This window comes from Rhizobium sp. CB3090 (assembly GCF_029714285.1).
Lineage (GTDB): Bacteria > Pseudomonadota > Alphaproteobacteria > Rhizobiales > Rhizobiaceae > Rhizobium.
The window spans coordinates 2,577,355-2,588,932 of the sequence record NZ_CP121662.1 but is presented as its reverse complement, the minus strand read 5'-3'; the positions used below and the strand labels follow the sequence as shown (position 1 = coordinate 2,588,932).

Here is an 11,578-nt window from a genome sequence, read left to right as displayed (position 1 = left end):
CGGCCATATCAAACATCCACACGCTTGAAATAGATCGGATAGTCGATCACCAGGCCATCGGCATCGACGGGTAGGTCGACGGTAAAAGCCCTGTCTTCCGCAGCATAGCGATAGAGTTTCTCCGGCGTGATGCAGGTGTAGCGCTGGCCATCGCGCACGGGCACGAAGCTGTCGAACGGAATATAGAGCATGGAGAGCTTTGCCGTTCCGGCCGCCGGCGTCAGTTCAAGTCGGCGGATCGGCAGGCTGTTGGTGAAGGGCGAGCCGAAGAGGTCGATATCGATGCAGCCATCGAATTGCGGCAGGGCAAGGCCGTCTTCGGTACGCCAATGTCCCTTGCCGTCAGAAAGCAAGGCAAGGCGCCGACCATCTGTGGTTTCGATCGAAAAGGAGAGAACGGCTCAGTCGGCTGCGCAATCGATGCGGTAGAAGACGCCATAGGGCGAGCCGCCGCGGCCGCCGATAATGGTGCCGCAGGCGCGAATGGCTGCGCCGGCGGCCGTGTCGATGGGAGCGATCGTCAGATGCTCCAGCCCGTCTCCTTCCATGGGACGCCAGCGAACTGTCGTCGGAGGGAGAGGGCGGAAGGCCACGATCAGATCAGCTTGATCAGATCAGCTTGGCAAACGCGACGGCCGTGTCGGACATGCGGCTGGAGAAGCCCCATTCGTTGTCGTACCAGGACAGGACGCGCACGAAATTGCCTTCCATGACCTTGGTCTGGTCGGTCGCGAAGATCGACGAGTGGCTGTCATGGTTGAAGTCGCGGGAAACCAGCGGCTCGTCGGTGTAGCCGAGGATGCCCTTCAGCGTGCCGTTTGATGCCGCCTTGATGGCTTCGTTGATTTCGCCCACCGTCGTTGCCTTCTTGGACACGAACTTGAAGTCGACAACCGAGACATTCGGGGTCGGAACGCGGATCGACGTGCCGTCGAGCTTGCCCTTCAGGTGCGGCAGAACGAGACCAACCGCCTTTGCGGCGCCCGTCGAGGTCGGGATCATGGACAGGGCTGCGGCGCGAGCGCGGTACAGGTCCTTGTGCATGGTGTCGAGCGTCGGCTGATCGCCGGTGTAGGAGTGGATGGTCGTCATGAAGCCGTGGTCGATGCCGACGGCGTCGTCGAGGACCTTGACCACCGGCACCAGGCAGTTCGTGGTGCAGGAGGCGTTGGAGATGACCATGTGCTCCCTGGTGAGCTGGTCGTGGTTGACGCCGAAAACGACGGTCAGATCGGCGCCGTCAGCAGGAGCCGAAACGATGACACGCTTGGCACCGGCCGTCAGGTGAGCGGCAGCCTTTTCGCGGGCAGTGAAGATGCCCGTGCATTCCATAGCGATGTCGACGCCAAGGTCCTTGTGCGGCAGCGTTGCCGGATCCTTGATAGCGGTGACCTTGATCGGCTTGCCGCCGCCAACGATGATCGTGTCGCCTTCGACCTTTACTTCGGCAGGGAACTTGCCGTGGATGGAATCGTAACGCAACAGATGGGCATTGGTCTCGACCGGGCCGAGGTCGTTGATGGCAACAACTTCGATGTCGGTGCGGCCGGATTCGACGATAGCGCGCAGAACGTTACGGCCGATGCGGCCGAAACCGTTGATGGCAACTTTTACAGTCATTGTGTGTTCACTCCCGTTCACTCAGAGTATTTCTATTGAAATGGAGAGCGCCTTTCGACGCCCTCAGGAAAGCTTTGCCTCGGCGGCGGCGACAACCGCTTCGGCGGTAATGCCGAAATGCTTATAAACGTCCTTGTAAGGCGCGGAAGCACCAAAGCTCTTCATGCCGATGAAGGTGCCTTCCGGGCCGATGAACGCGTCCCAGCCTTCGCGGACGGCGGCTTCGACGGCGATCTTGACCGGCGAGTTGCCGAGCACTTCATGGCGATAGGCGTCCGGCTGCTCGAAGAAGAGCTCCGTGCAGGGAACGGAAACAACGCGGGTGGAAATACCCTTGCCTTCCAGCGCCGTGCGGGCGGCGACGGCGATTTCGACTTCGGAACCCGAAGCGAAGATCGTAACTTTGGCATCGGCCTTGCCGGCGAGCGTATAGGCGCCCTGTTCGCAGAGGTTCTTCTCGCTGTATTCCGTACGCGCAGCGAGCAGGTTCTGGCGGGTCAGCGCAAGGCCGGACGGACGGTTCAGTGTCTTGACCGCGAGCTGCCAGCACTCTGCCGTCTCGGTGGCGTCAGCCGGACGGAACAGCAGGAAGTTCGGAATGGCGCGCAGGCCGGCGATCTGTTCGACAGGCTGGTGGGTCGGGCCATCTTCGCCGACGCCGATCGAGTCATGTGTCAGAACATGGATGACGCGAATGCCCATCAGCGCGGCGAGACGGAGCGGCGGACGGCAATAGTCCGTGAAGATCAGGAAGCCGCCGGAATAGGGGATTAAGCCACCGTGTAGCGCAATGCCATTCATGGCCGCGGCCATGCCGTGTTCGCGAATGCCCCAGTGGACATAACGGCCGGAGAAATCGGTCGGGGTGATCGACTTCATCTGGCTGGTCTTGGTGTTGTTCGACGGCGTCAGATCGGCGGAGCCGCCGAGCGTTTCCGGCAGGAAGCCATTGATGACTTCGAGCGCGTCTTCCGATGCCTTGCGGGTTGCGAGCGTCGGCTTGGTTTCGGCGAGCTTCTTCTTGTAGTCGCTGATGGCGGCATCGAAGCCAGCCGGCAGCTCGCCGGCAAAGCGACGGTTGAATTCAGCCTTTTTGCCAGGCTCCGCGACAGCGACGCGGCCTTCCCACTCGATGCGTGTTCCGACCGAGCGTTCGCCGACGGCGCGCCATTCGGAGAGGATGTCGTCCGGAATGACGAAAGCGTCATAGGGCCAGTTCAGTGCAACGCGGGTCGCTGCAATTTCCTCGGCGCCGAGCGGCGAGCCGTGAACCTTGTGAGTGCCCTGCTTGTTCGGAGCGCCGAAGCCGATGATCGTCTTGCAGGCGATCATCGTCGGGCGGTCGGACTGGTGAGCGGCCTCGATGGCAGCGGCGATGGCGGCCTGATCATGACCGTCGACTTCGATCGTGTTCCAGTGAACGGCCTTGAAGCGGGCGATCTGGTCGGTCGAATCCGAAAGCGAGACGGCGCCGTCGATGGTGATCGAGTTGTTGTCCCAGAAAAGGATGAGCTTGTTCAGCTTCAGGTGGCCGGCGAGCGCGATTGCTTCATGGCTGATACCTTCCATCAAGCAGCCGTCGCCGCACATGACATAGGTATAGTGATCCATCAAATCGGCGCCGAATTCTTCGCGCAGCTTGCGCTCGGCGATCGCCATGCCGACCGAGTTGGCAATGCCCTGGCCGAGCGGGCCGGTGGTGGTTTCGATACCGGTGGCATGACCATATTCCGGATGGCCGGCGGTCTTGGAGCCGAGCTGACGGAACTGCTTCAGGTCTTCGACCGACATGTCCGGGTAGCCGGTCAAGTACAGCAGCGAATAGAGCAGCATGGAACCATGGCCGGCCGAGAGCACGAAGCGGTCACGGTTCGGCCAGTGCGGATGTTTCGGGTCGAAGCGGAGATATTTGCTAAAGAGAACGGTGGCGACGTCCGCCATCCCCATCGGCAGACCGGGGTGACCGGAATTGGCCTTCTCGACAGCATCCATGGCAAGGAAACGGATTGCATTCGCCATCCGGTCGTGTTGTTCGCGAGAGATCATGGTTTTTCCGCAGGGTTCCGGGTTCGGGGGATGGCCACACGCTTGGGAGGCAGGGCCACCGGTTGAAAGGCGGCGGAAACGGAAAGTCCTTACGAGCTCCGTTTTCATCGCTGCCTCAGGCGGCTGAGACATAGCAGTTGGGGCGAGCAAGTCAATAAATCCGCGGCCTGATCAGGGGGTAGTGCGGCAATTTTTTGACATTTGCCCGTCGACTTGTACAAAAGACGACATGGGTAAGGCAAAGCCCGCCTAAGCCATAAAGGCGACCGTCATCCACAGATTAGGCCCCCTACCGCATGACGGCCTTTATTGACGTTCAGTTGCTGAGTTGAATATTGTTGGGAAATCAGTCGAGTGGCCGGATATTTTGATTCGGGCCTTGCGCGGGGAATCGAAAGGCATGACACCCTCAGGCAAAACGGTGGATGTGGCGCTCGCTCAGTTGCGCCAGGCGCTTTCGACTTTGGAGAGCGCCGTCGACGGGCGGTTCGAACGTGAACGCGCGCAAAGCGATGTCGAAGGCGAGGTTCGCCGGGTGCATGCGGATCGCTCTCGGCTCGCCCAGGAACTCGACCAGGCCGAGTTCCGGGCGAACCGCCTCGAAGAAGTCAATCGCGAAGTGTCGCGCCGGCTTGTAACGGCGATGGAAACCATAAGAGCCGTGCTCGACCGCTGATCCCTCGGGACGCAGCCGTCGCGATCAGCGGCAATGATCGGAAAGTCTGATGGCGCAGGTAACGGTAACGATCGACGGCAAGGCCTATCGCATGGCCTGCGAAGAAGGGCAGGAAGAGCATCTGACGGATCTCGCCACGCGTTTCGACCGATATGTCATGCATCTGAAGAGCCAGTTCGGCGAGATCGGCGATCTGCGCGTCACGGTCATGGCCGGCATCATGATCATGGACGAGGTGGCCGAATTGACGCGGCGTGTTTCGGGGCTCGAGGCCGAGCTCGAAAGCCTGCGCAGCAACCGTGATACCGTGCTGGCCGCCAATGCCCGCAGTGAAGAGACGCTTGCAACTGTCATCGACGAAGTGACGATGCGCATTCGCGGCATTACCGAAAAACTGACGGTTCGTCCGAGTGCCGAGCCTAACTGAGGCATTCTTTTATTTAGCGGGCTTTTATTTATCGGGACTGCGTCGCGGCACCCTCTGGTGCAAGGCGAGAATTCTCTTTATATAGGACATGCGGTCTGCGCTTCCCGACAGGAACCACAATCCCTGGGGCCATACTCGATCCAAAGGGAGCTGTCCCTGACCAGGCCCGTGGGCCTGGACACACGGCGCCCACCTACGTTTGTAGGCGCCCAGGATCGTAAACATCCATCGGTCGTCGTGGATCGCTCTTTCTTTCTCGGCTTTGAAATGAAAGGCAGCATCGCGGGATTCTTGTTGCCCCGCTGACGCCGCTCCTCCTCCCCTTAACGTTTCGCGCCGAGATAGGCGCCGCGCTCGAATTCCGAGCGGTTGGCCGCACTTCGCAGGCGCAACAGGTCCTTACGGGCGATGAGGCCGACAAGGACGCCGGTCCGCTCGTCGACGACGGGAACGCGGCCGGTATCGGCCTGGATCATGATATCGGCGACGCGGCCAACCGTGTCTTCAGGATGAGCGACCGGAATGGACGAATCCGAGATCAGATCATACAGAGTCTGGCCCGCGAGATCTGGTTGGCTCTGCCATCTCAAGGCATCAGCGCGCGAGATCATGCCGACCAGACGCCCGTCGGTCGCGACGACGGGATAAAAGCGATGGGCATCCGGCTGGTCCGCCAACTGCGTTAGCGCCTGCGCCACCTGCATCGTGGCTGGAAGCGTGTTCACCTTGGCAATCATGATGTCGGCAGCGCGGGTCAATTCGAACGGATCGATGCCGTATTCGCGGGTGATGTGCTGGCCGCGGCGCGCGATCTTTTCCGTCAGGATCGAGCGCTTCAACAGCAATACCGTGACCGCGTAAGCCGCGACGGTGGCGGCAAGCAGCGGCACGAGCGCATGCATGTCACCTGTCAATTCGATGGCGAAGAAGGTACCCGTCAGCGGCGCGCGCATTGTGCCGCCCATCATCGCGGCCATGCCGAGCAGCGCCCAGAAGCCGGGATCTCCGGGCAGAACGAGGCCGACAAGCCAACCGAGCGTGCCGCCGAGGATGAGAAGCGGTGCCAGCACGCCACCGGACGTTCCCGACGATAATGCGACCAGCCAGATACCGGCCTTGACTAAGAGAATAGCCACCACCGCCATGGCGGCGACGTGGTCGTTGAGCAGATCGGCGATGATGTCATAGCCGACGCCAAGAGCGCGCGGTTCGATCAGCCCGCCGAGACCGACGACGAGGCCGCCGAGTGCGGGCCACCACATCCAATGAATAGGCAGTTTCTCGAAGGCGTCTTCGATGCGGTAAAGCAGCGTGGTCAAGAGTCCGGATTGCAGGCCGGCCACGATGCCGATACCTGCCGCGAGCAGTATGCTCCACGCGCTTAGCTGCATGTCAAAATGGGCCGGGAAGAGCGGGCCGCTGCCGATCAGCAGGGGCCGCCAGGCGATGGAGACGCAGGATGCGATCACGACCGGAATGAAGCTGCGCGGCTTCCATTCGAACAGCAGCAATTCGACGGCCAGCATGACGGCGGCGATGGGCGAGCCGAAGATCGCGGTCATGCCGGCGGCGGCGCCTGCGACCAGCAATGTCTTGCGCTCCGCGGCGCTCAGGTGGAAGAACTGTGCGAACAGCGAGCCGATGGCGCCGCCGGTCATGATGATCGGGCCTTCCGCACCGAACGGGCCGCCGGTACCGATCGAGATGGCGGAAGAAAGCGGCTTGAGGACCGCCACCTTCGGCGACATGCGGCTGCCGCCGATCAGGATCGCCTCGATCGCTTCCGGAATGCCGTGGCCGCGGATCTTTTCCGAACCGTAACGTGCCATGAGGCCGATGACGACGCCGCCGATGACTGGTGCGGCAACCATCCAGGGGGAGCGGGCGATGGTGCCTAGCGACAGCGGTTCGACGCTGATCTTGAACAGCCAGACCGCGTTGGTCACAAGCGCGATGAGGTTGATCAGCAGCCAGGCCGATAGGGCGCCACCGGTGCCCACCACCAGAGCCATGGCCGCAAGCACCAGAACGCGCTTGTCCGTTGTAAAGTCGCCGTTGTCTTTCCGCGAAGCGCCACCCGAGAAATCATGGGCGGGCCGATGATGTACGTTGATATCCTGCATGGAATGCTTTCTGTGCTAAAGCCTGCGGCAAATTGGCCGGAACTGCGATGGCAATTATATCGTAATGCGATATAAATCAACGGCTGAAAATGGATGTATTTGTGAGGAAGATGGAAGTGGCGCGGGAATTGAATGAAACGCTTTCGCAAGCGGATTATGAGGCTCTGGCGACACTGCGCTACACGCTCCGGAAATTTATGGATTTCAGCACCTCCGCCGCCCATCAGGAGGGATTGCCGCCGCAGCAGCACCAGGCGCTGCTGGCGATAAAGGGCAATCCGCGGAGCGAGACGATGACTATCGGCATGCTGGCGGAACGGCTGTTGATCGCACCGCATACGGCGACCGAATTGGTTGGGCGGCTCATCGATTCAGACTATGTCACCCGCCATCCCGATCCGGCCGACAAGCGCCGGCAAACCTTGCGGCTGACGGAAAAATCGGAAGAAATCCTGCGCCGGCTGACGGCCATCCACCTCCGGGAAATCCGGGACATGGCGCCGGAACTCATTGACATTCTGACGCATCTGCAAGCCGATGTCGACGGCAAATGAGGGGGCTGTTGCCGGAGATGACCGGCAATGGCGCGTTCGCGGTTATTGAACACCTTAGCTTCAGCCTTCGAGATCGCTCTTCAGCCGGTCAAGGATCGACAAAGCGTGGCCGGCATAGGCGCTGATCCAGCGGTCGTGAATCTGTTTGATCGGCAGGCTGTTGAGATGGTTCCAGCGCTCCCGGCCCTCCTTCTTGGCAATCACCAGGTCGGCCTCCTCCAGCACCTTCAGATGCTGCATCACCGTGCAGCGGTCCATATCCGTAAAGGTCTCGCAGAGCATGCCGGTCGTTCTCGGGGCCTCCTTGAGCAGGTCGAGGATTTCCCGCCGGCGACGGTGCGCCAGGGCCTTGAAAATGAGATCGCTATCCGATTCGCTTGACATGTTATATTTTTATAACATAATGGCTCTGATCGCAATGGAGATGCAGCGCAGCGGAGGAAAGCCATGACGTTGAATGTTCCTATTTCAGGACGCATCGGCCGCAAGGTGGATGAGGTCTTCGATGCAGTCGTCAATCCGAAGAAGCTTTCGAGCTATTTCACCACCGTCGGCGGCGCCAGCGCGCCGCTCGTGGCGGGGACGACCGTGATCTGGTGGAAGAACGCGCCCGTCGAGGTCAACGAGGTGGAGCCAGACCGGCGTATCGTCTTTCATTGGGACGGCGGCACCGGCGAAGACGGCGCGCGCTACAGAACCAAGGTGGAGATGACATTCGAACCGCTGGATGACGGCGGTACCCTCGTGACAATCGAGGAATCCGGCTGGCGTGAGGACGCCGCCGGCCGACGCGGCACCTATCTGAATTGCGAGGGCTGGACGCAGATGCTCTGCTGCATGAAGGCTTTCGTCGAATACGGCATCAATCTGCGCGAGGGATTTTTCCTGAGTGAAATGCGCGGCGAGCCAGCGGAAGCGCCGGATCGGTGAGGTAACGCTGCGGCATACGCTGCTCACCGTCTCAACCGCGAATTCTTCCCGGCAGCGTGTTGCCGACGAGAAGTCTGTGCCGGCGCGCTTACCCTGCGCCAAACATGAACTCGGGCCGGCTTGCCTGCCATGGATCGGCCGGCCCCATTTTCAGCCGAATAAAGAATATGAGTTCCCGCCAACCGATGAATATCGTCAAAGGTGGAAGTGGGTCGGCAGGCTCGAACCGCAATCGGGAACGCAAAGCGTGCCGGACCTGGAAGATACGATCGTCAAAAAGATGCATCTGCAGGTGTGACCCGGCCGGAATTTCCTGATAGAGAGCTGCGTTGAATGCAGGTCACACTGTTCACTTTTCTGTGTGGATAAGCTCAAATTCCGGGTGAATGACAAATTCCTTTAAATAATAACAGATTCATTGCTGGCGGAACGGGTCCTGCGCCAAAATTGCCCAAATTCAGAATGATGGGAGCGCTCGAGAAAAAGAGCCCGTCGAAAGAAGTGCAGGCGGTAACACAGAGATGCAGATTGCCGTTACTGCGCATCCGAGCAAACGGGACCGGCGAAAGCCAATTCAAACAGGTAGAGCATGTCGACCCCAATCGATCTGGAAAAAGCCGATGAGGAACTGGAAGCGCGCGGCGGCATAAGCGGGTTCTTGAACCGCAATCGCACGCTGATCGTCGCTATCCTCACCGTCGCCGTCTTCTGTATCGCCGCCTATGCGATCTTCGATCTGACGAACGAAGTACGCTATGACGATGTCGTGCACGCTCTGGCGACGACGAAAGTCTCGTCCATCCTGCTTGCCCTGTTCTTCACGGGTCTCAGTTTCTTTTCGCTGATCTTCTATGATCAGAACGCGCTGGAATATATCGGCAAGCGGCTGCCGTTTCCCCATGTGGCGCTGACCTCCTTCAGCGCCTATGCCGTCGGCAATACCGCCGGTTTCGGCGCGCTCAGCGCCGGCGCCATCCGCTATCGCGCCTATACCCGGCTCGGGCTGTCCCCTGACGACATTACCCGCGTCATCGCCTTCGTGACGCTGGCCTTCGGCCTTGGACTTGCCGCGGTCGGCGCCATCGCGCTGCTGATCATCGCCGACGAGATCGGCCCACTGATCAACGTCGATGGTCTGTGGCTGCGTATGATCGCCGGCGCGATTATCGCCGCACTTGCCTTCGTTATCATCGTGGGCCGCAATGGCCGCGAGGTGCGGATCGGGCCGATCGCCATTCGCCTCCCGGATTCGCTGACCTGGTCGCGGCAATTCCTGGTGACTGCGGTCGACATCGCCGCCTCGGCCTCCGTACTCTACGTCTTGCTGCCGGATTCGGCCATCGGCTGGCCGGGCTTCTTCGCGATCTATGCCATCGCTGTCGGTCTCGGTGTGCTTAGCCACGTTCCGGCCGGTTTCGGCGTTTTCGAGACGATCATCATCGCGTGGCTCGGCAGCTCCGTGAACGCCGACGCCGTTCTCGGTTCGCTGGTTCTCTACCGCGTGATCTATAACGTCATTCCCCTGGCGATCGCGGTCCTTGCGATCTCGGTGGCGGAGCTGCGTCGTTTCGTCGACCATCCGGTCGCTTCCAGCATGCGGCGTGTCGGCGGTCGCCTGATGCCGCAGTTGCTGTCGACCTTCGCGCTTCTGCTCGGCATAATGCTGGTGTTTTCGAGCGTGACGCCCACCCCGGACAGGAATCTCGAATTCCTCTCCGACTATCTGCCGTTGCCGCTCGTCGAAGGGGCGCATTTTCTTTCCAGTCTTCTCGGCCTGGCGATGATCGTTGCTGCCCGCGGGCTCGGCCAACGTCTCGATGGCGCCTGGTGGGTTTCGATCGCCTCGGCGGTTTTCGCGTTGCTGTTCTCGCTGCTGAAGGCCATCGCGATCGTCGAGGCCGCGCTGCTCGGCTTCCTCGTTTTCGGCCTTGTCGTCAGCCGTCGCTTGTTCACGCGGCCGGCTTCGTTGCTCAACCAAGCCCTCACGGCGGGTTGGCTGACGGCAATCGCGGTGATCTGTATCGGTGCGGTCGTCATCCTGTTTTTCGTCTATCGTGACGTCGAATACAGCAACCAGCTCTGGTGGCAGTTCGAATTCACCGAAGAAGCGCCGCGCGGACTTCGTGCCGTGCTTGGCATCTCCATCGTCTCGTCTGCGATCGCGATCTTCAGCCTGCTGCGGCCGGCGACCGCGCGCCTGGAGCCGGTTTCCGACCATGCCGTCGAACGGGCCGTTGAAATCGTTCGCAAGCAAGGCGTTGCCGACGCGAATCTCGTGCGCATGGGCGACAAAAGCATCATGTTCTCCGAAAAGGGCGATGCCTTCATCATGTATGGCAAGCAGGGCCGTTCCTGGATCGCGCTGTTCGATCCGATCGGACCTCGGCACGCCCTGCCGGAGCTTGTCTGGCGTTTCGTAGAAACTGCCCGTTCTGCCGGCTGTCGTTCGGTTTTCTACCAGATATCACCGACGCTTTTGTCTTATTGTGCCGATGCCGGTTTGCGTGCTTTCAAGCTCGGCGAGCTGGCGGTGGTCAATCTCCCTAATTTCGAGCTGAAGGGCGGCAAATGGGCCAATCTTCGCCAGACGGCGAGCCGTGCCGTGCGCGATGGACTAGAATTTGCCGTTATCGCGCCGCAGCATGTGCCCGATGTCATCGATCAGCTTGCTGAAGTTTCGGAATCATGGCTTGCCGATCACAACGCCAAGGAAAAGGGCTTTTCGCTCGGCGCCTTCGATCCCGACTATGTCGCGTCGCAGCCGGTTGGTGTGTTGAAGAAGGATGGTAAAATCGTTGCTTTCGCTAACATCCTGATGACGGAGACCAAGGAGGAGGGCTCCGTCGATCTGATGCGCTTTTCGCCCGATGCGCCGAAGGGATCGATGGATTTTCTGTTCGTGCAGATTCTCGAATATCTGAAGGAGCAGGGCTTCCAACGCTTCAACCTCGGCATGGCGCCGCTATCGGGTATGTCGAGGCGGGAATCGGCCCCGGTTTGGGACAGGGTCGGCGGAACTGTCTTCGAACACGGCGAGCGCTACTACAATTTCAAAGGGCTTCGTGCCTTCAAATCCAAATTTCATCCCGAATGGCAGCCACGTTACCTGGCCGTTTCGGGAGGTGTCAGTCCAATGATCGCGTTGATGGATGCCACATTCCTCATCGGGGGCGGACTTAAGGGGGTCGTGAGGAAATGATCT

Annotated in this window: 9 protein-coding genes, 1 other RNA gene and 1 pseudogene; 6 read left to right on the top strand and 5 right to left on the bottom strand. The window is 60.3% G+C overall.

The genetic code is table 11. The features are described from left to right. Positions 1-8: 8 nt before the first annotated feature. From QA646_RS12545 to tkt, 3 genes and pseudogenes are all read right to left on the bottom strand, one after another. Positions 9-548, bottom strand: a pseudogene (locus QA646_RS12545) (putative glycolipid-binding domain-containing protein). 61 nt (positions 549-609) lie between these two features. Continuing rightward, positions 610-1,620 carry a type I glyceraldehyde-3-phosphate dehydrogenase gene (gene gap, locus QA646_RS12540; protein ID WP_283055777.1) on the bottom strand — a complete coding sequence of 337 codons (1,011 nt, stop codon included), beginning with the start codon at positions 1,618-1,620 and terminating at the stop codon, positions 610-612. A gap of 63 nt (positions 1,621-1,683) precedes the next feature. Further along, positions 1,684-3,666 carry a transketolase gene (gene tkt / locus QA646_RS12535; RefSeq protein WP_283055776.1) on the bottom strand — a complete coding sequence of 661 codons (1,983 nt, stop codon included), beginning with the start codon at positions 3,664-3,666 and terminating at the stop codon, positions 1,684-1,686. Between the two features lie 400 nt (positions 3,667-4,066). On the opposite strand from tkt, the gene QA646_RS12530 reads away from it, so the two are divergent. The 3 genes from QA646_RS12530 to ssrS all read left to right on the top strand — a co-directional run bounded on the left by QA646_RS12530 (position 4,067) and on the right by ssrS (position 5,017). Next, positions 4,067-4,342: a DUF4164 domain-containing protein gene (locus QA646_RS12530; protein WP_283055775.1), complete on the top strand. Its 276-nt coding sequence runs from the start codon at positions 4,067-4,069 to the stop codon at positions 4,340-4,342. 49 nt (positions 4,343-4,391) lie between these two features. Further along, positions 4,392-4,769, top strand: coding sequence for a cell division protein ZapA (locus QA646_RS12525; RefSeq protein WP_283055774.1), 378 nt, complete (start codon positions 4,392-4,394; stop codon positions 4,767-4,769). A gap of 89 nt (positions 4,770-4,858) precedes the next feature. After that, positions 4,859-5,017: non-coding RNA, 6S RNA (gene ssrS / locus QA646_RS12520), on the top strand. A gap of 75 nt (positions 5,018-5,092) precedes the next feature. On the opposite strand, the gene QA646_RS12515 is transcribed toward ssrS, so the two are convergent. Then, a complete protein-coding gene (locus QA646_RS12515; RefSeq protein ID WP_283055773.1) occupies positions 5,093-6,892 on the bottom strand; it encodes a chloride channel protein in 1,800 nt (599 codons plus the stop codon). Positions 6,893-7,002: 110 nt separating this feature from the next. Here QA646_RS12515 and QA646_RS12510 point away from each other — a divergent pair, with 110 nt between their 5' ends. Next, on the top strand, positions 7,003-7,446 hold the full coding sequence (locus QA646_RS12510) for a helix-turn-helix domain-containing protein (protein WP_283058861.1): 444 nt from the start codon (positions 7,003-7,005) through the stop codon (positions 7,444-7,446). A gap of 60 nt (positions 7,447-7,506) precedes the next feature. Here QA646_RS12510 and QA646_RS12505 read toward each other — a convergent pair whose 3' ends face one another. Then, positions 7,507-7,830: a helix-turn-helix domain-containing protein gene (locus tag QA646_RS12505; RefSeq protein WP_283055772.1), complete on the bottom strand. Its 324-nt coding sequence runs from the start codon at positions 7,828-7,830 to the stop codon at positions 7,507-7,509. 63 nt (positions 7,831-7,893) lie between these two features. Between QA646_RS12505 and QA646_RS12500 the strand changes: the two genes are divergently transcribed. Then, a complete protein-coding gene (locus QA646_RS12500) occupies positions 7,894-8,376 on the top strand; it encodes an SRPBCC domain-containing protein (RefSeq protein ID WP_283055771.1) in 483 nt (160 codons plus the stop codon). A gap of 589 nt (positions 8,377-8,965) precedes the next feature. Continuing rightward, positions 8,966-11,575 (top strand): bifunctional lysylphosphatidylglycerol flippase/synthetase MprF, encoded by a 2,610-nt coding sequence (gene mprF, locus QA646_RS12495; RefSeq protein ID WP_283055770.1) that lies wholly within the window; start codon positions 8,966-8,968, stop codon positions 11,573-11,575. The last annotated feature ends 3 nt before the right edge of the window (positions 11,576-11,578 follow it).

Coding starts and splice junctions, on each gene's coding strand:
- QA646_RS12510 (WP_283058861.1), top strand. CDS start 7,003: ATGGAAGTGGCGCGGGAATTGAATGAAACGCTTTCGCAAGCGGATTAT.
- QA646_RS12515 (WP_283055773.1), bottom strand. CDS start 6,892: ATGCAGGATATCAACGTACATCATCGGCCCGCCCATGATTTCTCGGGT.
- mprF (WP_283055770.1), top strand. CDS start 8,966: ATGTCGACCCCAATCGATCTGGAAAAAGCCGATGAGGAACTGGAAGCG.
- tkt (WP_283055776.1), bottom strand. CDS start 3,666: ATGATCTCTCGCGAACAACACGACCGGATGGCGAATGCAATCCGTTTC.
- QA646_RS12500 (WP_283055771.1), top strand. CDS start 7,894: ATGACGTTGAATGTTCCTATTTCAGGACGCATCGGCCGCAAGGTGGAT.
- QA646_RS12505 (WP_283055772.1), bottom strand. CDS start 7,830: ATGTCAAGCGAATCGGATAGCGATCTCATTTTCAAGGCCCTGGCGCAC.
- QA646_RS12530 (WP_283055775.1), top strand. CDS start 4,067: ATGACACCCTCAGGCAAAACGGTGGATGTGGCGCTCGCTCAGTTGCGC.
- QA646_RS12525 (WP_283055774.1), top strand. CDS start 4,392: ATGGCGCAGGTAACGGTAACGATCGACGGCAAGGCCTATCGCATGGCC.
- gap (WP_283055777.1), bottom strand. CDS start 1,620: ATGACTGTAAAAGTTGCCATCAACGGTTTCGGCCGCATCGGCCGTAAC.